Source organism: Nocardia sp. NPDC056564, from assembly GCF_042793755.1.
Classification (GTDB): domain Bacteria; phylum Actinomycetota; class Actinomycetes; order Mycobacteriales; family Mycobacteriaceae; genus Nocardia.
The window spans coordinates 1-20,425 of sequence record NZ_JBHTUR010000013.1; the positions used below are offsets into that span (position 1 = coordinate 1).

General features: G+C 68.1%; 17 protein-coding genes. 8 read left to right on the forward strand and 9 right to left on the reverse strand.

What is annotated here, in order from left to right; translation table 11 throughout:
* The first annotated feature begins 418 nt into the window (after positions 1-418).
* From ACFQ9K_RS28270 to ACFQ9K_RS28280, 3 genes are all read left to right on the forward strand, one after another.
* Complete coding sequence (locus ACFQ9K_RS28270) at positions 419-631, forward strand: type II toxin-antitoxin system HicA family toxin (RefSeq protein WP_378727260.1); 213 nt, start codon at positions 419-421, stop codon at positions 629-631.
* Positions 621-1,286 carry a hypothetical protein gene (locus ACFQ9K_RS28275; RefSeq protein WP_378727258.1) on the forward strand — a complete coding sequence of 222 codons (666 nt, stop codon included), beginning with the start codon at positions 621-623 and terminating at the stop codon, positions 1,284-1,286. Before ACFQ9K_RS28270 ends, ACFQ9K_RS28275 begins: the two co-directional genes overlap by 11 nt.
* 402 nt (positions 1,287-1,688) lie before the next feature.
* The gene (locus tag ACFQ9K_RS28280; RefSeq protein WP_378725916.1) at positions 1,689-2,552 is read left to right on the forward strand and encodes a tyrosine-protein phosphatase; all 864 of its coding nucleotides are present in this window, start codon (positions 1,689-1,691) and stop codon (positions 2,550-2,552) included.
* A 60-nt stretch (positions 2,553-2,612) separates the two neighbouring features.
* Here ACFQ9K_RS28280 and ACFQ9K_RS28285 read toward each other — a convergent pair whose 3' ends face one another.
* The gene (locus ACFQ9K_RS28285; protein ID WP_378725914.1) at positions 2,613-4,805 is read right to left on the reverse strand and encodes an elongation factor G-like protein EF-G2; all 2,193 of its coding nucleotides are present in this window, start codon (positions 4,803-4,805) and stop codon (positions 2,613-2,615) included.
* Positions 4,806-4,955: 150 nt separating this feature from the next.
* Entirely contained in the window at positions 4,956-5,366 is a 411-nt protein-coding gene (locus tag ACFQ9K_RS28290) for a RidA family protein (RefSeq protein ID WP_378725912.1), read from the reverse strand.
* 184 nt (positions 5,367-5,550) lie between these two features.
* On the opposite strand from ACFQ9K_RS28290, the gene ACFQ9K_RS28295 reads away from it, so the two are divergent.
* Positions 5,551-6,891 carry an MFS transporter gene (locus tag ACFQ9K_RS28295; RefSeq protein ID WP_378725910.1) on the forward strand — a complete coding sequence of 447 codons (1,341 nt, stop codon included), beginning with the start codon at positions 5,551-5,553 and terminating at the stop codon, positions 6,889-6,891.
* A 99-nt stretch (positions 6,892-6,990) separates the two neighbouring features.
* On the opposite strand, the gene lipA is transcribed toward ACFQ9K_RS28295, so the two are convergent.
* The 5 genes from lipA to sucB form a co-directional block, all read right to left on the reverse strand.
* A complete protein-coding gene (gene lipA / locus ACFQ9K_RS28300; protein WP_378725907.1) occupies positions 6,991-8,007 on the reverse strand; it encodes a lipoyl synthase in 1,017 nt (338 codons plus the stop codon).
* A 24-nt stretch (positions 8,008-8,031) separates the two neighbouring features.
* Positions 8,032-8,763 (reverse strand): lipoyl(octanoyl) transferase LipB, encoded by a 732-nt coding sequence (lipB, locus tag ACFQ9K_RS28305; RefSeq protein ID WP_378725905.1) that lies wholly within the window; start codon positions 8,761-8,763, stop codon positions 8,032-8,034.
* Between the two features lie 157 nt (positions 8,764-8,920).
* On the reverse strand, positions 8,921-9,457 hold the full coding sequence (locus ACFQ9K_RS28310) for a GNAT family N-acetyltransferase (RefSeq protein WP_378725903.1): 537 nt from the start codon (positions 9,455-9,457) through the stop codon (positions 8,921-8,923).
* Complete coding sequence (locus ACFQ9K_RS28315; protein ID WP_378725901.1) at positions 9,454-10,362, reverse strand: TIGR01777 family oxidoreductase; 909 nt, start codon at positions 10,360-10,362, stop codon at positions 9,454-9,456. The genes ACFQ9K_RS28310 and ACFQ9K_RS28315 overlap by 4 nt, the downstream gene beginning before the upstream one ends.
* Before the next feature lie 13 nt (positions 10,363-10,375).
* Positions 10,376-12,148, reverse strand: coding sequence for a 2-oxoglutarate dehydrogenase, E2 component, dihydrolipoamide succinyltransferase (sucB, locus tag ACFQ9K_RS28320; protein WP_378983817.1), 1,773 nt, complete (start codon positions 12,146-12,148; stop codon positions 10,376-10,378).
* A gap of 261 nt (positions 12,149-12,409) precedes the next feature.
* On the opposite strand from sucB, the gene ACFQ9K_RS28325 reads away from it, so the two are divergent.
* Positions 12,410-12,772, forward strand: coding sequence for an oxidoreductase (locus ACFQ9K_RS28325; protein WP_378723750.1), 363 nt, complete (start codon positions 12,410-12,412; stop codon positions 12,770-12,772).
* Positions 12,773-12,896: 124 nt separating this feature from the next.
* On the opposite strand, the gene ACFQ9K_RS28330 is transcribed toward ACFQ9K_RS28325, so the two are convergent.
* Together ACFQ9K_RS28330 and ACFQ9K_RS28335 are read right to left on the reverse strand one after the other, a co-directional pair.
* Positions 12,897-14,408 carry a leucyl aminopeptidase gene (locus tag ACFQ9K_RS28330; RefSeq protein WP_378723748.1) on the reverse strand — a complete coding sequence of 504 codons (1,512 nt, stop codon included), beginning with the start codon at positions 14,406-14,408 and terminating at the stop codon, positions 12,897-12,899.
* Positions 14,405-15,214, reverse strand: coding sequence for a TetR family transcriptional regulator (locus ACFQ9K_RS28335; RefSeq protein ID WP_378723745.1), 810 nt, complete (start codon positions 15,212-15,214; stop codon positions 14,405-14,407). The genes ACFQ9K_RS28330 and ACFQ9K_RS28335 overlap by 4 nt, the downstream gene beginning before the upstream one ends.
* A gap of 98 nt (positions 15,215-15,312) precedes the next feature.
* Between ACFQ9K_RS28335 and ACFQ9K_RS28340 the strand changes: the two genes are divergently transcribed.
* The 3 genes from ACFQ9K_RS28340 (at position 15,313) to ACFQ9K_RS28350 (ending at position 20,284) form a co-directional block, all read left to right on the forward strand.
* On the forward strand, positions 15,313-15,918 hold the full coding sequence (locus ACFQ9K_RS28340) for a GNAT family N-acetyltransferase (protein WP_378723742.1): 606 nt from the start codon (positions 15,313-15,315) through the stop codon (positions 15,916-15,918).
* A 1,909-nt stretch (positions 15,919-17,827) separates the two neighbouring features.
* Entirely contained in the window at positions 17,828-18,928 is a 1,101-nt protein-coding gene (gene gcvT, locus ACFQ9K_RS28345; protein ID WP_378723738.1) for a glycine cleavage system aminomethyltransferase GcvT, read from the forward strand.
* 258 nt (positions 18,929-19,186) lie between these two features.
* The gene (locus tag ACFQ9K_RS28350; RefSeq protein ID WP_378723735.1) at positions 19,187-20,284 is read left to right on the forward strand and encodes a branched-chain amino acid aminotransferase; all 1,098 of its coding nucleotides are present in this window, start codon (positions 19,187-19,189) and stop codon (positions 20,282-20,284) included.
* Positions 20,285-20,425 lie beyond the last annotated feature (141 nt).

Here is a 20,425-nt window from a genome sequence, read left to right on the forward strand (position 1 = left end):
ACACTAAACACACCCTGCGGGCGCATTTAGTGTGGCTCGGAAACCGGGCAAGACAGTTGAGAGTTGGGGTACTGGTCGGAGGGACAAAAAGGTATGAGTGAAGAGATGTTGTGATGGGTTTTGGGTGTGGGGTTGTGTGGCGCATGGGTTGGTGCTGGAGATTGGACGTCGGCGGCCGGCGGGTGGTGTTTGCGAGTTGTTGCTTAAAGGGTGATCGGTAACGACATGGATTCGCTCTTAAGGGACGAGGCAAGGACGGGGGCGCCCGGGAAAGTCTGAACGTATGCGGAAAGACCTGCATCGTTGCTAGAGTGCACCCTCCAAGGTTGCGGGCTTCAGTGGGTGGTGCTGTCAGGTATTGGCTGACGAGAGCGGGTAGGTGGGCAAAGAGGATTGGCCTTCGCACAAGGCTAAGAAGATGCTTCAGATACTCAAGGCGAAGCTCGGGTATCGCGCTGTACCGCGAAGTGGGCCAGGCAGTCATACTTGGTTGGAGGCAGACGGTCGCCCGCGGATTCGATGGGCCTTCCATAACAAGGTCGAGATCCCGGCGCGTGTGGTTCGAGACATCCTCGTGAAGCAGGCTGGGCTGACCGTGGAGGAAGCTAAGGAGGTGCTCGGTGTCGACTGACTTGCACATCATCTACACCGAAGCAGGCGAAGGGTACGGCTGGACTATCGAGTCGCCGCAGATCCCCGAGCTGATCGGTGGACGAAGCACCATCCAGGAGCTGGTTAAGGACACTACTGAAATCATCCAGTTCGCCAAAGATCCTGATCAGCGCTTTGATGAGATCTTCGCTCACGAGCAACACTGGCTCGTTGACCCGTCAGGCGACGAGTACTTGGTCAGATTGTCTGTGTCAGGTGATGATGATTCGGTCGACGAGCGGTATCAGACTGCTGGTCGTCTGCATGCTGCCGTCCATGATGGATACGACCAGGATGAGAAAGAGCGCCAGCCTCAATCGGTCACTGGCGAGCGCCTTCTGCTAGTCGTCCTCCGGACTGACACTCTTGGCTGGGTTGTTGACCAGCTTGGTCCCAACGGATGCGCTGTCCTGTGCCAGCACGAAGGTGATGGCGCGATTTGGTCGGTGCCGATCGGCGCGTCTGGCCTCGATAAACAGCAGCGCTGGGGATTTGAACTTCTCGGCCTATCCCGCGATAGCACCTTTGCGGACATGCTTGACGCTGTTCTATCGAGCGAGGTTGACGATGGTGCAAGGCGGATGATCGAGCCGCACTCTGAGCCGATCGAACGGCGGCTTGCGCGCCGGCCGTAGCCAGGACGAGTACGCAGAGAGTACGCAGCAGCCTCGATCCCGACCATCTTCTATCCAACAGAATCAACACTGATTCCGCAGGTCAGACGGGCGCGCCAACGCTGTCAACGCTGGCAAATGGCCAGGTAGAAGTCCGAGCTGTACTACGACGTGTAAGTCGTTCGTACACCGAGTCGTTCGGCAACGGCCCACCCGCACCCGCGGGTGGGCCGTTGCCCGTTTCGGTCGCGCAGAGTACGTGGATTGGGCTCGGTGTCCAGGGGGAATCTCGTTGACTGCCGGGTATGGTTCGGTCAGCGGGGCGGATGCGGCGGGATGGGGGAGAACGCCCATACCTGACTGGAACGGGTTCTAGTGTCCGGCGTCATGAAGAGTTCGTTAATTTCATTGATAACTGCGGCTTTGGCGATATTCGCCGTGACGATGGCCGCCGCTCCACCACTCGCGACGGCGCAGCCGGAGGCCGAGTTGGCGGTGGCGAGCGGGAAGATCGATCTGCAAGGTGCGGTGAACACCAGGGATATCGGCGGGTACCGGACCTATGACGGAGAAAAGACGAAGCCGGGCAAGGCGATTCGGTCGGACTCGCTGGAGAAACTGACCGACGCGGACGTGCAGAAGCTCGCGGGGCTGAAGGTGCAGACCGTGATCGATCTGCGCACGCCGGGGGAGGTGCAGTTCGCCGGCGCGGACAAGCCGATCCCGGGGGCGCAGGCGGTGTCGCGGCCGATCGACGACACGGGACTGTTCCAGCAGATGCTGGCGGTGATCCAGACCCGCGATCCGCAGAAGCAGGAGGCGGCGCTCGGCAACGGCAAGGCCGAGCAGATCATGCTGAACATGTACACGACGTTCATCGGCCGCCCGGAGTCGCGCACCGCGTTCGGGCAGACGCTGAAGGATCTCGCGAACACCGACAAGGCGACGCTGTACCACTGCACCGCGGGCAAGGACCGCACCGGCTGGCTGACCTACGTGCTGCTGCGCGCGGTCGGCGTGCCGGAAGGCACTGCGCGGCAGGACTATCTGCTGTCCAACCAGTACCGTGCCGCCGCGGACGCCGCGCTGCGCCAGCAGGTGAAGCAGGCGGGCCTGATGCAGAACCCGGATCTGCTGATCCCGTTGCAGGAGGTCCGGCCCGAGTACCTGGACGCCGCGGTGAACAAGATGGAACAGGACTACGGCGACCTCGGCAAATTCCTGACCAAGGGCCTCGGCCTGGACGCGGGCACCATCCTGAAGCTGCGGAAGAACCTGGTCACCTAGAATGAAAGATGTTCGGGCCCATCCAGTTACCCGTGGATGGGCCCGATGTCGTTGCCGGGACTACTTTTTCGCCCGCAGTGCCGCGGCCAGCTGGTCCGGCATCGATTCGTGCCGGGTGTAGGCGCGGGTGAAATCGCCGGTCCCGTGCGAGAGCGAACGCAGATCGATGGCGTACCGGCTGAGTTCGAGTTCCGGTACCTCGGCGTGGATTCGGGTGCGCCCGACCCCGTGCGGCTCGGTGCCGAGAACGCGCCCGCGACGACTGGAGAGATCGCTCAGCACCGGTCCGACGTAGTCGTCGGACACCACCACCCACACCTCGGCGATCGGCTCCAGCAACGAAACACCGGCGCTGGCCGCCGCTTCCCGCAACGCGAGCGCACCCGCGGTCTGGAACGCGGCATCGGAGGAGTCGACCGAATGCGCCTTGCCGTCGAACAGCGTCACCCGCACGTCCACCAGCGGGTACCCGGCGGCGACCCCGCGCGTCGCCTGCGCGCGCACCCCCTTCTCCACCGACGGAATGAACTGGCGCGGAACGACTCCGCCGACCACCCGGTCCACGAACTCGATCCCGGACCCGCCGGGCAACGGCTCGACCTCGATCTCGCACACCGCGTACTGCCCGTGCCCGCCGGACTGCTTCACATGCCTGCCGCGACCGTTCGCCTTGCCCGCGAACGTTTCGCGCAACGCGACCTGATGCTCGACCACGTCCACCTGCACGCCGAACCGGGTCCGCAACCGTTCCAGCGCGACATCGCGATGCGCCTCCCCGAGACACCAGAGCACCAGCTGATGGGTGTGCGCGTTGTGCTCGAGCCGCACGGCCGGATCCTCGGCCGCCAGCCGGGCCAGGCTCTGCGAGAGCTTGTCCTCGTCGGCCTTGCTGTGCGCGGTGATCGCGATGGGCAGCAACGGATCCGGCATCTGCCACGGCTCGATCAGCAGCGGCTTGTCGGTGCCGGAGAGGGTGTCGCCGGTCTCCGCGCGACTGAGCTTGGTGACGTAGGCGATGTCGCCGGCGATGGCCTGGCCGAGCGGGCGCTGCCCCTTGCCGAACGGCGAGGAGACCGCGCCGACGCGCTCGTCCACATCGTGACTCTCGTGGCCGCGTTCCTCCAGGCCGTGTCCGCAGACGTGCACGGTGTCGTCGGGGCGCAGCGTGCCGGAGAACACCCGGACCAGCGACACCCGGCCGACGTACGGATCGGACGCGGTGCGGATCACCTCCGCGGCGAGCGCACCCTCCGGATCGCAGTCGAGATCGCGCCGGGTGTTGCCGCCCGCCGCGGTGACGGCGGAGACGATGTGTTCCGACGGTGTCGGGAAGCCGCCGGTGATCAGATCGAGCAACTCGACGGTGCCCAAGCCCTGCTTCGCGCCCTCCGGCGCGGGCGCGCCGAACAGCACCGGATGAAAACTACCCCTGGCCACGGCCCGTTCGAGGTCGGTGACGAGGGTGGCGAGGTCGATCTCCTCGCCGCCCAGATAACGTTCCATCAGGGTTTCGTCTTCGGATTCGGCGATGATGCCCTCGATGAGCCGGTTGCGCGCGTCGTCCAGCATCGGTTGCTGCTCGGCGGTCGGCGCAGTCTCCACCCGCTCCCCGGAGGAGTAGTCGACCACGCAGTTCGGCAGCAGCTCGATCAGCCCGGTGACCGGGCGATGGCCGTCCGCACTCTTCGGCCCGTACACCGGAAGATGCAGCGGCAGAATGTTTTCCGACGCGCCGCCGCCGAGCACGGTGCGGCAGGTCTCGGTCATCTCCTCGAAGTCGGCCCGCGCGGTGTCCAGGTGCGAGAGCACGATCGCCCGCGGCATGCCGACCGCCGCGCACTCCTCCCACAGCGCCCTGGTCGCGCCGCTGACGCCCTCCGCGCCCTCGGCCGCCGAGATGACGAACAGCGCCGCGTCCGCCGCCCGCAGGCCGGCCCGCAGTTCGCCGACGAAGTCCGCGTAACCGGGTGTGTCCAGCAGATTGATCTTCATCCCCGACCAGGCCAGGGGAACCACGGACAACTGCACGGATCTGTGCTGCCGATGTTCGATCTCGTCGTAGTCCGAGAGTGAGGTTCCGTCCTCGACCCGCCCCGCCCGATTCACCGTCCCCGTGGTCAGCGCCATCGCCTCGACCAGTGTCGTCTTCCCCGACCCACTGTGCCCGACCAGCACCACATTTCGAATCTGTTCCGGCCGCTCGGCCGCAAACACTCTGCCGTTGCCCCCTACGGTCCCACTCGTCTTCTCCACTGTGCGTCTCGCTTCCTCGCGCCCCGACACCTGCGGTCCTTCGAGCTTCCCACCGGCGGTCGCCGCGCGTGCCCGGATCGGGAGATCCGATATGACGGACTGCCCGGTCCGTACCTGGTCGGACGGGCGGCGCCGGAGTGCGAGGCGGGCTCAGCCGACCGCGACCACGGCCTCCACCTCGACCAGGAACTCCGGGCGGAACAGGCCGGCCACCTGGATGAGCGAGCTGGCCGGGTTGGGCAGGTCGCCGAGGGCGGGGCGGAGGAACTCGTCGCGGACGTCCCGGATTTCTTGCAGCCTGTCGGTGTCGGTGACGAACCAGGTGAACTTGATCAGGCCGGTCCAGTCGGTGCCGAGGGCGTGCAGGATGTGCTGCAGGTTGGTCAGCGCCTGCCTGGTCTGCGCGGCCATGTCGTTCCCGCCGACCAGGTTGCCGTCGGCGTCCACCGCGATCTGGCCGGACACGTAGGCGAGGCCGTTGGAGGTGGTGATCGCATGGGCGTAACCGAAGCCGGGAGCGACGCCGGGGATGTCGGTGAGCCGTTCGTTGATCTTCGCCATGCGCACAGCGTAGACGGCCCGATCCGAGGGCGGTGGGAGTCCGAATCTTGCAGTCCGGCTATGACTTACGTGCGTCTGGGCGGCACCGGGACTCGACCGCGTGGAGGCGGGCCGGCTGGTTCGAGACATGCCGACCCCCGGTTGGGGGCTTGACCGGCGGGTGCTCGCGGGGTGAGAGTGCGGCATGGTTGTCACACAGGACGTGCCGCGCGCGACGCTGCGCAAAGTCACGCTTCGCCTGGTGCCGTTTCTCGGGCTGCTCTATTTCGTCAATTACCTCGACCGGGTCAACATCGGGTTCGCCGGGCCCAGCGGGATGAAGGCCGACTTAGGGCTCACCGAGACGGCGTTCGGGTTCGCCTCGGGGATCTTCTTCCTTGGCTATCTGGTGCTCGAGGTGCCGAGCAATCTGGCGTTGCACAAGTTCGGGGCGCGGCGCTGGATCGCCAGGATCCTGGCGAGCTGGGGCGTGATCGCGACCGCCATGGCGTTCGTGCCCAACGAAACCGTCCTGTACATCCTGCGATTCGCGCTCGGTGTGGCGGAGGCGGGGTTCTTCCCCGGCATCCTGCTGTATCTCACGTACTGGTTCCCGCAGAAGCAGCGGGCCAAGTTCGTCGCGCTGTTCATGGTCGCGGTGCCGATCTCCACCGCGCTCGGTTCGACCATGTCCAGCTTGATCATTCAGTACGGGCACGGTGTATTCGGGCTCAGCGGCTGGCGATTCATGTTCCTCGTCGAGGGCGTGCCCGCGCTGCTGCTCGCGGTGGTGACCTGGTTCTTCCTCACCGACAGTCCCGCCCAGGCGAAGTGGCTGACCAGCGCCGAACGACAGTGGCTCAATACCGAACTCGCCGCCGAGCAGGCCGCGGCGGAGCAGGGGGAGCACTGGACGCTGCGCAAGGCGCTCACCGATACCCGGATCATCGGGCTGGCCCTGGTCTACGGCGGAATCGTGTACGGGCTCTACGCTTTGGGCTTCTTCCTGCCGACGATCATCAACGGCTTCCAACAGCAGTACGGGACGCACTATTCGGTGGTGCAGCGCGGCCTGATCAACGCGGTGCCATACGTCATCGGCGCGGTCGTGATGGTCTGGTGGAGCAGGCACGGCGACCGCACCGGTGAACGCCCCTGGCACGTAGCGCTGCCCGCGCTGCTCGGCGGCCTGGCCATCCCGGTCGCCCTCTACCTCGGCAATCCGATCGCCGCCATGACCGCCGTAACCGTCTGTGCCGTCGGCGTTCTCGCCGCCCTGCCCACCTTCTGGGCGCTGCCCAGCGCCTTCCTCACCGGCGCCGCCGCCGCGGGCGGCATCGCCCTGATCAACTCGATCGGCAACATCAGCGGTTTCGCCGCGCCGTATATCACCGGCGGGCTGAAGGATTGGACCGGAACCCAGCGCGCGGGCCTGTGGGTCGTCGGCTTCGCCATGGTCGGCTCCGCCATCGGCGCGCTGATCCTGTGGAAACGGACCGCCGTTGCCGCACCGGAGGATTCGGTCTCGCTGAACAAGCGGGAGTAACGGTGCGACCGGATCGGGTGCGGATTCGCCGACCCGGGCCGGGGCCGATGGTGGCGTGCGCCGGATCACCCGAGGGCAGATCCGGCGCACGCACCGTGCTCAGTTGCCGAAGCGCGCCAGAACGGACGAGGCTTCCTGGGAGGCGGCGCCGCCCTCGGCGAGATGGGCCATGGCGGGGGCGATTTCGCGGCCGTGGTGGGCCATGGCCTGGCTGTACAGGCGACCGGCGCGGTAGGAGGAGCGGACCAGGGGGCCGGCCATCACGCCGGCGAAACCGATCTCCTCGGCCATCTTCGAGTGGTCGACGAACTCCTGCGGCTTGACCCAGCGGTCGACCGGGTGGTGCCGGGGGGAGGGGCGCAGGTACTGGGTGATGGTGAGGATGTCGCAGCCCGCCTCGTGCAGGTCGCGCATCGCCTGGGTGACCTCTTCCGGGGTCTCGCCCATGCCGAGGATCAGGTTGGACTTGGTGACCAGGCCGGCCTCGCGCGCCGCGGTGAGCACCGAGAGGGAGCGCTCATAGCGGAAGGCGGGGCGGATGCGCTTGAAGATGCGCGGCACCGTCTCCAGGTTGTGCGCCAGCACCTCCGGACGCGAGGAGAAGACCTCGGCCAGCTGCTCGGGGACGGCGTTGAAATCCGGGATCAGCAGCTCGACGCCGGTGCTCGGGTTGAGTTGCTTGATGGCGCGCACGGTTTCGGCGTAGAGCCAGGCGCCGCCGTCCGCCAGATCGTCGCGGGCGACGCCGGTGATGGTCGAGTAGCGCAGGCCCATCGCCTGCACGCTCTCGGCGACCCGGCGCGGCTCGTCCCGATCGAGTGCGGCGGGTTTGCCGGTGTCGATCTGGCAGAAGTCGCAGCGGCGGGTGCACTGCTCGCCGCCGATCAGGAAGGTGGCCTCCCGGTCTTCCCAGCATTCGAAGATGTTGGGACAGCCCGCTTCCTCGCACACCGTGTGCAGGCCCTCGCGTTTGACCAGGCCCTTGAGCTCGGAATACTCCGGGCCCATCTTGGCCTTGGTACGGATCCATTGAGGTTTGCGCTCGATCGGGGTCTCCGCGTTGCGCGCCTCGATGCGTAGCAGTTTGCGTCCTGCCGGTGCTGAAGCTGAGGTCACTTGATCGACATTACGCCTACCGGATCAGGCGCTCGCGTCCCGTCCTGCCGGTGTGACGCGCGCAATATCGTGCGCGGTTACCGGCAGTTCGCCGTTGAGCGCCCTGGCGATGGCGTCGGCGACGAGCGGCTTCACTTCGCCGACGGTTACCTCGCGGCCCAGCTCGCGCGACAGCGTGGTGACGCCGGCGTCGCGGATACCGCACGGGACGATCGCCTGGAAGCCGTCCATGGCCGAATTGCAGTTGAGCGAGATGCCGTGCAGGGCGACGCCGCGCTGCACGCGCACGCCGATCGCGGCGATCTTGCGTTCGGCGAACACGTCGGTCGCGGGCAGCCAGACCCCGGAGCGGCCCTCGATCCGGCCGCAGGTCAGGCCGAGGTCGGTGCAGACCGTGATCAGGGCTTCCTCGAGCCTGCGCACGTAGTGCACGACGTCGACCGGTTCGGCGAGCCGCACGATCGGGTAGCCGACCAGCTGGCCGGGGCCGTGCCAGGTGATCTTGCCGCCGCGATCCACCTCGACCACCGGGCTGCCGTCGATGGGCAGATCCTCGGCCTCGGTGCGGCGGCCCGCGGTGTAGACCGAGGGGTGCTCGAGCAGCAGCAGGCGATCGGCTCCGATGCCCTCGGCCCGTTCCGCGGCGATGGTGCGCTGCACGTCCCAGGCGCTGTGGTAGTCGATGAGTCCGAGATCCTCGACCACGATCGGGGTCGTATCGAATCGGGCGGACCACGTGGTGCGCGTGTCGTTCACGAGCTCGACGGTACGCCGGACGGGCACTTCTATTCCAGCTGTGCTCTGTGGACCGTGCCACAGGTCGGCGGGCGCGCCGCCGCACGCCTTCTGATTTCCCGCACCAGGAATCGCAGGCAATTCTCGGTGCGGGAAATCAGGAAGCGTGCGTGGGTGGTCAGTGCGCGTGGACCGGCAGGGTGAGCTGCATGAGGGTGAGGTCCATCCAGCGGCCGAACTTGTGGCCCACCTCGGGGAACTCGCCGATGACGCGGAAGCCGAAGCGTTCGTGCAGTTGGATCGAGCCGGTGTTGCCGGATTCGATGCCCGCGATGACGGCGTGCACGTGGCCGGACCGGCGTGCGCGGTCGAGCAGCTCGGTGAGCAGGGCGGTCGCGATGCCGCGGCGCTGGAACCGTTCGTCGACGTACACCGAATTCTCCACGGTGAAGCGGTAACCCGCCTTCGGTCGCCACGGGCCGTAGCTGGCGTAGCCGGCGACCTCGCCGGCGACCTCGGCGACCAGGATCGGCAGCTGCGCGGCCGTGCGCGTCTCGAACCAGGCGACCCGCTCGTCGAGACCGACCTGCTCCAGATCCCAGATCGCGGTCGAGGTGGCGATGTTCGCGTTGTGGATCGTCAGGATCGCGGGCAGGTCGTCGCGGTGCGCGTCCCGGATGCGGGTGGCGGGGCGGGTGTCGAGCTGGTCGGTCATCGATCGTCTCCGGGTCGGCCCGCCGTAGCGGCCAGTGCGGCGCCGATGGTCGGGTGCTGGAACTCGTAGCCCGCCTCCTCGAGGGCCGTGGGTATTGCTCTGGGGCCGCGCAGGATCGCCTCCTGCGCGAACTCGCCGATCAGCGCCCGCAGCGCGAACGCGGGCACCACCAGCGGGGTCGGCCGGTGCACGGATCGGCCGAGGGCGCGGCTGAATTCGGCGTTGGTGACCGGTGCCGGGCCGACGACGTTGAGCGGCCCGGCGAGTGTGTCGGTGCCGAGGGCGAAGATGATCGCGCCGATCTCGTCGGCCAGGGAGATCCACGGCGTGTACTGCCGCCCGCTGCCGAGTCGTCCGCCGAGGCCGAGCGAGTACAGCGGGTGCAACATGCTCAGCAGGCCACCGTGGCCGGACAGGACGACGGCGCTGCGCAACAGCACCGTGCGCACGCCCGCGTCGACGGCGGGCCGGGTGGCGGCCTCCCAGTCGCGACACAGGGTGGCGAGGAAACCCGAACCGGCGGGGGAGGTTTCGTCGACCACCCGGTCGCCGGTGTCGCCGCCGTAGAAGTGCACGCCGCTGGCGTTCAGCAGCGTCGGCACGTTCGCCTTGACGACCGCCGCGGCCAGCACGTCGGTCGGGGTGATCCGGCTGTCCCGCAGTTCCTGCTTGAAACTGCCGTTCCAGCGGCGGCGCCCGATGCTCGCGCCGCACAGGTTGACCACGGCGTCCGCGCCGCGCAACGCCCGCTCGTCCACGTCCGCCCGGACCGGATCCCAGGTGAACTCGTCCGGTCCGGCCGCCCGCCGGCGAACCAGGCGGGCGACCTCGTGCCCGTCGCGGCGCAGGGCCGCGACGAGCGCTGTCCCGATCAGCCCGGACGAGCCGGCGATCACGACCTTCATGCGAACACGACGGCTAGAGACCGAGGTCGGCCTCGAACGCCGCCTCCTCGAGCCGGTGCCGGATCGTGGTGAGGAAGCGACCCGCGTCCGCGCCGTCGATCAGACGGTGGTCGTAGGTCAGCGGCAGGTAGCACATCGAACGCACGCCGATGGACTCGCTGCCGGTGTCGTCCTTGACCACCACCGGGCGCTTGACGATCGCACCCGTGCCGAGCATGCCCGCCTGCGGCGGAAGCAGGATCGGGGTGTCGAACAGGGCGCCCTGGCTGCCGATGTTGGTGATGGTGAACGTGCCACCGGCCAGCTCGTCCGGCTTGAGGCCACCGTTGCGCGCGCGGTTGGCGATGTCGGCGATGGCGCGGGCCAGGCCGGCCAGCGACAGGTCGCTCGCGTTGTGGATCACCGGGGAGAGCAGGCCCTGCTCGGTGTCGACGGCGATGCCGAGGTGCACCGCCGCGTGGTAGGTGACTTCCTTGGTCGAGTCGTTGTAGCTGGCATTGACGTTCGGGTGCACGCCGAGCGCCTCGACGACGGCCTTGGCGAAGAACGGCAGGAACGTCAGGTTGACGCCCTCGCGCTCCTTGAACGCCGCCTTGGCCTGGGCCCGCAGCGCCGCGATCTTGCTGACGTCGGCCTCGTGCACCTGGGTCAGCTGCGCGGTGGTGCGCAGCGATTCCAGGGTCTTGGTCGCGGTGATCTGGCGGATGCGGTTCGCCTTCTGCACGGTGCCGCGCAGATGGGCCAGCTTCGCGCTGGCGGCCGCGGGGGCGGCCGGCGCCTTGGCCGCGGGAGCCGCGGCCGGTGCGGCGGCGGCCGGAGCCGGTGCCTTCTTGGCTTCCGCGGCGGCGAGCACGTCCTGCTTGCGGATGCGTCCGCCGACACCGGAACCGGTGAGCGCGGACAGGTCGACACCGTTCTCGTCGGCCAGCTTACGAACCAGCGGGGTGACGTACGGGGTCGCGCCGTTGCCGCTGGAGTCCGACTCGGCCGGTGCTTTGGCCGCGGCGGGCGCCGGTGCCTTGGGGGCCGGCGCAGCGGGCTTGGGCTCCGGCTTCGGCGCGGGGGCCGCTTCCTGCTTGGGCTCGGGCTTCGGCTCGGGCTTGGGTTCCGGCTTCGGCTCGGGCTTCGGCGCGGGGGCCGGTGCCGCCTTGGCGGGGGAACCGCTGCCGATCACGCCGAGCTGTCCACCCACAGCGACGACATCGTCTTCCTGCGCGGTGATCTCGAGCAGCTTGCCCGCGACCGGCGAGGGGATTTCGGTGTCGACCTTGTCGGTGGAGACCTCGAGCAACGGCTCGTCCACGGCTACGTCGTCGCCGACGGCCTTGAGCCACCGGGTCACGGTGCCCTCGGTGACCGACTCGCCCAGCTCGGGCATCTTGACCGGGGTGCCGTCGCCGGACGACGCGGGCGCGGCCTCGGCGGCGGGCGCCGGTGCTTCCTCGGCGGCGGGCTCGGGCTCGGCGGCGGGAACCTCCTCGGCGGGAGCCTCCTGCGCGGGCGCGGCGGCCTCGGGGGCGGGAGCCGAACTCGGCTCGGGCGCCTCGCCGGCCTCGCTGATCACGCCGAGCTCACCACCGACCTCGACCACATCATCTTCCTGGGCGACGATCTTCGACAACACGCCCGCCTGCGGGGACGGGATCTCCGTGTCGACCTTGTCGGTGGAGACCTCGAGCAGCGGCTCGTCGACCTCGACCGTGTCTCCTTCCTGCTTCAGCCACCGGGTGACCGTTCCCTCGGTGACGCTCTCACCAAGAGCTGGCATCTGGACGGAGAAGGCCATGTCCTCTGACTCCTCTGACTGCTCGACGGGTTTCTACAACAGTTGATCTCTCTGCGGACCCCCGACGCGGGTTGCGGCGCGAGTCCGGAAGCCACCGATCATTGTGCGTGGCACCGGAGATCTGTGTGGTTCTTGTACCGCGATCCATCCTTGCACTCGTCCGCTCGGCGCGTAGCACAAGGGCGGCGAACTCCACAGTGCTGGCAAGATAGAGGTACCGATGCGTTCGAGGTATCGGGGTGTGAAAGGAGGTGCGCGTCGTTGGGTTTGCTGGATCGTTTCCGAGGCGGCGCGACCCGGGGTGGCAGCGCATTACGTGCGGGTTCCGGGGGTAGCGAGGATGCCCGATATCTGGCCGAGTGGGTGCGTGCGCACGTCGGCGTGGAAGGCTATTTGGAGCCGAAAACGACCGTGACGGATGTCACCGTCGTGTTGATCGCGGCCGACGGTGAGTGGACCCGCCGGATCGTCGGCGAGCGCGGGGCGCAGCGGCTTGCCAAGGATTTGCGGATTCCCGTTTACGAGGTCGCTAAGACCGGATATCCGCAGCGGATGCGCGACTACGATGCGCGCAAACGGATCGAGCGGCAGCGCGCGTTCGAGGAAGATCTGCGCGAGCTATAGCCGCTGGCTACCGTCGGGCGACCCGATTTCGGGCCGGAGATGTCCTGTTTTTCCGGACCGGAAATCAAGGGTGAATCGGCGTGCGAAATGTGCCGCCCGGATCGCTCCGGGCGGCACATCGAACTCACTCCGCGGCGATGTCCTCGATGACCGCGATCAGCGTGCGGACCGGGACGCCGGTGCCGCCCTTGCCGATGTAGCCGAACGGGCCGCCGGTGTTGTACGCCGGACCCGCGACGTCCAGGTGCGCCCACTGCACGCCCTCCGGGACGAACTCCTTCAGGAACAGTCCGGCCGAGAGCATGCCGCCCCAGCGGTGCGGTGCGACGTTGGCCAGGTCGGCGATCTTCGAGTTCAGGTCCGCGCGCAGTTCGGTGGGCAGCGGCATGGCCCAGCCGTTCTCGCCGTTCGCCCGGGAGATCTCGGCGACCCGGTCGCGGAACTCCTCGGTACCCATGATGCCGGGGGTGCGGGTGCCGAGCGCCACCATCTGCGCGCCGGTCAGGGTGGCCACGTCGATCAGGTAGTCGGGCTCGTCCTCGCTCGCCCGCACGATCGCGTCGGCCAGGATCAGCCTGCCCTCGGCGTCGGTGTTGATCACCTCGACGGTGGTGCCGCCGTACTGGGTGAGCACGTCGCCGGGGCGTTGCGCGGTGGCCGAGGGCATGTTCTCCGCCATCGGCACGGTCGCGGTGACGGTGACCGGCAGGCTCAGCCGGGCGGCGAGCAGCGCGGTGGCCACGACCGCGGCGGCGCCGGCCATGTCCGAGGTCATGTTCTCCATGTTCTGCGCGGGCTTGATCGAGATGCCGCCGGTGTCGAAGGTGATGCCCTTGCCGACCAGCGCGACCTTCTTCGGGCCGCCCGCGTAGGTGATCCGGACCAGCCGCGGCGGGCGCGAGGAACCCTTGCCCACGCCGAGCACGCCGCCGTAACCGCCTGCGTCCAGGGCGGTTTCGTCGAGTACCTCGACCTCCAGGCCGGCCGCCTCCGCCAATTCCTGTGCGCGGGACGCGAATTCGGCGGGGTAGAGGTGGCTGGGCGGCGTGTTGACGAAATCCCTTGCGGTGGCGATGGCTTCGGCGACCAGCTGGGCGCGGAACAGCGCCTCCTCGCCGAATTCCGGTTCGGGGACCAGGAATTCGACCCTGGCCACCGGGCGCTCATCCGGCTTCGGCGCGGATTTGCCCGACTTGAACGGCGTGAACGTGTAGGCGCCGAGGTAGAAACCCTCTGCGGCGGCGCCGATGTCGAGGCCGGACAGCGTGGTCACCACCAGCTCGGTGCCGGACAGCGTGCGCGCGGCGACACCGGCCGAGCGGCGGATCTGCTCGGCGTCGATCTTCTCCGCGGCGCCGAGGCCGACGGCGAGCACGCTGGTCACCCCGTCCAGTCCGGCCGGGGCGGGCACCCGGGTCAGCTCCTCGGCCTTGCCCTTCGCGCCGACCGCGCCGAGCTGGTCCAGCAGTTCCGCGCGGAGGTCGGCGGGGAGCACGTCGCCGAACAGGTCCTCGGGCACGATGGCCGGGCCGTTCTCGGACGAGGTGAGGCCGACGACGAGGACATCGGTATCCGCGGCGATGGTCTGCGTACGGGCGAGCTCCGGTCCGAGGGAGCGATCTGCAACAGCGGTCATGGGCTCAGGCTACTGGGCAGTCGGATTGCGATTCCGTCGAGGAGTAAGGCGAGTCCGGTGTCGAGGATTCGGTCCAAGTCCAGGTCGGGGCCCGGCTCGCCGCCGGAGAAGAGGCGGTGCATGACCGGGCGGACGGCGGGGTCGAGCAGTTCGGGAAGGTCGGCGGGCCGCTCCGGGTGCTTGCCGCGCTGCCGGTCGGCGCGTTCCGAACCGGTCAGCAGGGCGAGGCCCTGGACCAGACCGGAGAAGGACAGGTAGATGGCGAGCATCTGCTCGCGGGTCAGGCCGTGGTGGTCGAGGGCGGTGAAGGAGCGTTCGAGGATGTCCAGCAGGGCGGGGCCGATCGGCGGGCGGGTGCGCGCGAGGATCGGCAGCATCCACGGGTGGCGCTGGTAGAGCTGCCATTCCTGCTCCGCCTCGTAGCTGAGTTTGGCTCGCCAGTCGGTGAGATCGGTTGCGGGCGGCCCGATTTCGGCGAGGACCAGTTCGGCCATGCCGTCCAGGAGCGCCTCGCGGTCGGGGAAGTACCGGTAGAGGCCCGCGGTGGCCGCGCCGAGTTCGCTGGCCAGGCGGCGCATGGAGAGGGCGTCGATGCCGTGGCGATCGGCGAGGTCGACGGCGGTGCGCAGGATGGCGATCGTGGTCAGTTTCGCCGGTCGCGCGGTGCGGGGTGCCGGGGTCACGTCATCGCGGCGGGCGCGGTAGGCGCGGGCCTGGCAGGCGCGGGAGCAGTACCGGCGTTTGCGGCCGCGCGAGGGCTGCGCGAGGGTGTTCCCGCAGATTCCACAGGCCACGGCGGCCTCCATTTCGACACACGAACACTTGTGACGAAATGGTAGCTGTGTCGCTGTGACCTGCCTACCTTGGCGAGAGCACACAGCGTTCACGACGAAAGGGTCAGCGGATGGAGATCACGGTTAGACAGGCGAGCAAGCAGGATCGCGATGCGGTGATCAAGGCCTTCGCGATCGCCAGCCCCGATGAGGTGGTGACGGCCTGGATCCTCGACGGACACCCGATCGAGCAGTTCATCGACCAGTACGTGCCCGCGCTCATCGACCGCGCGCTGAGCGACGACGAAATCTGGATCGCCGGCGCCGGATCGGACATCTGGGCGATCTCGATCTGGCAGCACGTCACGTCCGCCGACCGGCTCGAGCGCGAAGCCGCCGAAGCCCGCGCACTCGCCGAATCCGTCCCCGGCGTCCGCGCACTCCAGCGCGCCGCGATAGTCAGCGACCTGCTCGAGCGCTCCCACCCCCGCGAATTCCCGCACCGGTATTTGCAGGTGATCGTCACCGTCCCCGAACACCGAGGCAAAGGCGCGGGCGCCGCCATCCTCGCCAACCGAACCAAAGCCGCCTCCTCGGCATCGGTCCCCGCCTACCTCGAAGCCAGCACCGACCGCTCCGCCCGCCTCTACACCCGCATGGGCTTCACCCAAACCGGCACCCCCCACGACCTCCCCGACAACGGCCCAACCCTGCGCCCCATGTGGTTCCGCGGATAGAACCCGTCGAACGGGACATGGTCGAGGCAAAGCACGAGAAGCGCCTCCACCACGTCCCGCTCGCCGGACCGTGCGGCGCTGGCCGGGACATGGCGGTGGTGGAGCGCGGGTGGTGCCTCTCTTGTGTCCCGTTGGCTGGGTGGTGAGTCGGTGGTGGGGACATGGCGGTGGTGAAGGGCGGGTGGTGCCTCTCTTGTGTCCCGTTGGCTGGGTGGTGAGTCGCTGATCGGGACATGGCAGGGGTGAAGCGCGGGTGGTGCCACCCTGGCGTCCCGTTGGCTGGATGGTGAGTCGCTAAACGGGCCACGGCAGTGGTGGGGCGCGTCGTGTCCCGTTGGCTGGGTGGTGAGTCGTTGTGGGGGCATGGCAGTGGTGAAGGGCGAGTGGTGTCGCGCTTGTGTCCCGTTGGCTGGGTGTCCCGTTGGTGGGGACATGGCAGTGGTGAAGGGCGGGTGGTGTCACTTTCGCGTCCCATTGGCTGGGCGGGGAGTTCGCTGATCGGGCCACGGCAGTGGTGAGACGCGTCGTGTCCCGTTGGCTGGATGGTGAGTCGCAGATCGGGACATGGCAGTGGTGAAGGGCGGGTGGTGCCGCTTTCGTGTCCCGTTGGCTGGGTGGTGGGTCGTTGATCGGGACATGGCAGGAGTGAAGCGCCGGTGGTGGTTCTCTCACGTCCCGTTGGCTGGGTAGTGAGTCGCTGATCGGGACATGGGAGTGGTGAAGCGCGGGTGGTGCCACCCTGGCGTCCCGTTGGCTGGGTGGTGAGTTGCTGCTCGGGCCACGGCAGTGGGTGAGGCGCGTCGTGTCCCGTCGGCTGGTTAGTGGGTCGTTGGTGGGGGCATGGCAGTGGTTAAGGGCGAGTGGTGCCGCTTTCGTGTCCCGTTGGCTGGGTGGGGAGTCGCTGATCGGGACATGGTGGTAGCGAAGCGCGAGTAACGGCACCCTGATGTCCCATCCGTCGTCCGTGGATTGCCTTGCGGGACATAGCCGTAGCGAAATGTCAGGGACAGCGTTGTCAGGTTCAGTTCGGTGGGGGTGATCGTCCGGGACTAGCCGAGAGTGGTAGCGAGGTAGCGGCCCGGAAGTTCAAGCGCGGAGGACGGGCCCATCGGGTGGGCGCGTGATCGTTTTGCCACCCGAACGGGACATGACAGCGGCAAAGTGTGAGTGCTGGCGCTGTGATGTCCCGTTCGATGAAGTGCGATTCGCTCGGGACTAGCCGAGAGTGGTAGCGAGGTAGCGGCCCGGAAGTTCAAGCGCGGAGGATCGGCCTACCGGGTGGGCGCGTGATCGTTTTGCCACCCGAACGGGACATGACAGCGGCAAAGTGTGAGTGCTGGTGCCGTGATGTCCCATTCGACGAAGTGCGATTCGCTGGGTGGGACATGGTGGCGGGGGAAGTCGGATTGGAATCGCCGTGGTATCCGCGCCAGGGTTGAGAGCTGTCGATCGGGACGTGGTTGAGGCGAAGTGTGAGTATCACCTTCCTCATGTCCCGTTTGTCGGATCGTGAACTGGCGAGTGGGACGTGGTCGGGGCGAAGTTTTGGTGATTCCGGCGTGATGTTCGTATGCCGGTTGTTGGTGTCGAACGGGACGTGATGGCTGGCGGCGGCGGTGGGGGTGTCGAGCGGGACGTGATCGCGGGCGGCGGCGGTGGTGTTGAGCGGGACGTGATCGCAGGCGGCGGTGGTGTTGAGCGGGACGTGATGGCGGAGCGGTGGCAGTGGCGTTGTGTCCCGTTCGGTTGGCAGTGTCTGGCCGACCGGACTTGATGGGTTCGGTGGTGGTTCTGATGGTGGTGGGTGGCTGGTGGCGGAGACGTGGTGGCGGGGCTGTCGTCTGGGGGATCAGACGGTGGGGGTGAGGGAGCGGGTCCGGAGTGGGGGTGTGGCGGATAAGCTCGCCGGGTGACCGACTCGAACCTGCTGCAAGGTCCTATCCATGGTGTACACGTCGAGCTGGGGGCGACTTTCGCACCGTTCGGCGGGTGGGAAATGCCCGTCTCCTACGCGGGGACGGTGGCCGAACATCAGTCGGTCCGCACCACGGTCGGGCTGTTCGATGTGAGCCATCTGGGCAAGGCGACGGTGCGTGGTGCGGGCGCGGCGGCATTCGTGAACTCGGCGCTCACCAACGACCTCGGCCGGATCCGCCCGGGCAAGGCGCAGTACACGCTGTGCTGTGCGCCCGATGGCGGCGTGATCGACGACCTGATCGCCTACTACGTGAGCGATGACGAGATCTTCCTGGTCCCCAATGCGGCCAATACCGCGTCAGTGGTCGCGGAGTTGCAGAAGGTGGCGCCCGAGGGCATCACGGTGACCGACGAGCACCGTGAGTACGGCGTCTTCGCCGTGCAGGGTCCGCGCTCGACCGAGGTGCTCGCCGCGATCGGCCTGCCGACCGACATGGAGTACATGGCCTACGCCGACGCCGAATGGGACGGCCGTCCCGTGCGCGTCTGCCGCACCGGCTACACCGGCGAGCACGGTTACGAACTGCTGCCCCGCTGGGCCGACGCCGAGCCGCTGTTCCGCGCGCTCGTCACGCAGGTGGAGGCGGCCGGTGGCCAGGCCGCCGGGCTCGGCGCCCGCGACACCCTGCGCACCGAGATGGGTTACCCGCTGCACGGCCACGAACTGTCGCTGGAGATCTCCCCGGTCCAGGCCCGCACCGGCTGGGCGGTCGGCTGGAAGAAGCCCGAGTTCTGGGGCAAAGCCGCACTGGAGCAGGAGAAGTCGGCCGGCCCGCGCCGCACCCTGCTCGGCCTCAAGGCCCTCGACCGGGGCGTGCTTCGCCAAGGCCAGAGCGTCCTGCGCGACGGCGAACCGGTCGGCGAAACCACCTCCGGCACCTTCTCGCCCAGCCTCAAGATCGGCATCGCCCTCGCCCTGCTCGACACCGAGGCTGGCATCGAGCCCGGCACCGAGGTCGAGGTGGACGTCCGCGGCCGTCGCCTCCGCTGCGAGGTCATCCGCCCGCCGTTCGTGGAGACGAACACGAAGTAAGTGGTGGTCGCCCGCGCGAGATCCGGCGCGCGGGCCTCGGCCGATCTCGGCGTGGCGCGACACGGCGTGTCGTACGGCAAGTCGCGGCGTGGCGCGCTCCCCGGTGCGCAGGGTGCGTACTGCCCGGTGTGATTTCCTGGGGCGAATTGGGGCGCGGGGTGCACATTGGTGCGCGAGTGGCTGGGGTGGCGGGAAGTTCTGCGGTCCGAGGGGCAATCGGCCGCAAAGCTTGAAAGCCGCTTGGCTAGGATCATGGCCATGACCGTTGCTGCACAGTTTGCCCGTGTCCCGCATCCCGCGCCCGCCCCGGCGCAGCGGGTACAAGAGGTACTGGCGGCGCCCGGGTTCGGGCGGTTCTTCACCGATCACATGGTCTCGATCGACTACATCGACGGCGAGTGGACCAACGCGCGCGTCGAGCCGTACGGGCCGCTCGCCCTCGACCCCGCGACCATGGTCTTCCACTACGGCCAGGCGATCTTCGAGGGACTCAAGGCCTACCGGCACAGCGACGGCAGCGTCGCCTGTTTCCGCATCGACGCCAACGCCGCGCGGTTCCGCAGGTCCGCCCGCCGGATGGCGATGGCCGAGCTGCCCGAGGAACTGTTCATCGAATCCGTGCGTCAGCTGCTCGAGGTGGACCGCGACTGGGTGCCCGCCGCCGGCGGCGAGGATTCGCTCTACTTGCGCCCCTTCATGTTCGCCACCGAGGCCGGGCTCGGCGTGAAGCCCGCCGCCGGCTACAAGTACCTGCTCATGGCCTCGCCGGCCGGCGCCTACTTCCCGCGCGGCGTGAAGCCGGTGCGGGTGTGGCTGTCGACCGAGTACGTGCGCGCCGCGCCCGGCGGCACCGGCGAGGCGAAGGTCGCGGGCAACTACGCCGCGTCCTTGCTCGCCCAGGCCGAGGCAACCGAAAAGGGTTGTGACCAGGTGGTCTGGCTGGACGCGTGCGAGCGTCGCTACGTCGAGGAGATGGGCACCAACAACCTGTTCTTCGTCTTCGGCACCGGCTCGGACGCGCGGCTGGTGACTCCGGAACTGTCCGGTTCGCTGCTGCCCGGCATCACCCGCGACTCGCTGCTCACCCTCGCCGCCGACTCCGGTTTCAAGGTCGAGGAGCGCAAGGTCTCGGTCGAGGAATGGCGTAAGGGTGCCGAATCCGGTGAAATCACCGAGGTTTTCGCGTGCGGTACGGCCGCGGTGATCACCCCCGTCGGCTGGGTCCGCTCCGCCGACGGCGAGTTCACCATCGGCGGCGGTGAGCCCGGCGAGGTGACCATGGCGTTGCGGGACACTCTCACCGGAATCCAGCGCGGTACGTTCGCCGACATCCACGGGTGGATGCGCGGAATGTAGTTCGTGAGTGCTGCACCAGGGCGGTTTCTCGCGAGGCCGCCCTGGTGTGCGACTCGACCGGCGGTCGGTGTTTTCGATGAACCTGCCGGTGAGATGCTCGAGCGGTTAAGTCCTCGAGGCGACCCTTGGTCCGCCTGAGCA

Excerpts from the sequence above, each read along its gene's own strand:
- ACFQ9K_RS28310 (WP_378725903.1), bottom strand. The coding sequence starts at position 9,457 with ATGACCGACCAGCTCGACACCCGCCCCGCCACCCGCATCCGGGACGCG.
- sucB (WP_378983817.1), bottom strand. The coding sequence starts at position 12,148 with ATGGCCTTCTCCGTCCAGATGCCAGCTCTTGGTGAGAGCGTCACCGAG.
- ACFQ9K_RS28295 (WP_378725910.1), top strand. The coding sequence starts at position 5,551 with ATGGTTGTCACACAGGACGTGCCGCGCGCGACGCTGCGCAAAGTCACG.
- ACFQ9K_RS28270 (WP_378727260.1), top strand. The coding sequence starts at position 419 with ATGCTTCAGATACTCAAGGCGAAGCTCGGGTATCGCGCTGTACCGCGA.
- ACFQ9K_RS28335 (WP_378723745.1), bottom strand. The coding sequence starts at position 15,214 with ATGGAGGCCGCCGTGGCCTGTGGAATCTGCGGGAACACCCTCGCGCAG.
- ACFQ9K_RS28330 (WP_378723748.1), bottom strand. The coding sequence starts at position 14,408 with ATGACCGCTGTTGCAGATCGCTCCCTCGGACCGGAGCTCGCCCGTACG.
- ACFQ9K_RS28340 (WP_378723742.1), top strand. The coding sequence starts at position 15,313 with ATGGAGATCACGGTTAGACAGGCGAGCAAGCAGGATCGCGATGCGGTG.
- ACFQ9K_RS28290 (WP_378725912.1), bottom strand. The coding sequence starts at position 5,366 with ATGGCGAAGATCAACGAACGGCTCACCGACATCCCCGGCGTCGCTCCC.
- ACFQ9K_RS28315 (WP_378725901.1), bottom strand. The coding sequence starts at position 10,362 with ATGAAGGTCGTGATCGCCGGCTCGTCCGGGCTGATCGGGACAGCGCTC.
- ACFQ9K_RS28350 (WP_378723735.1), top strand. The coding sequence starts at position 19,187 with ATGACCGTTGCTGCACAGTTTGCCCGTGTCCCGCATCCCGCGCCCGCC.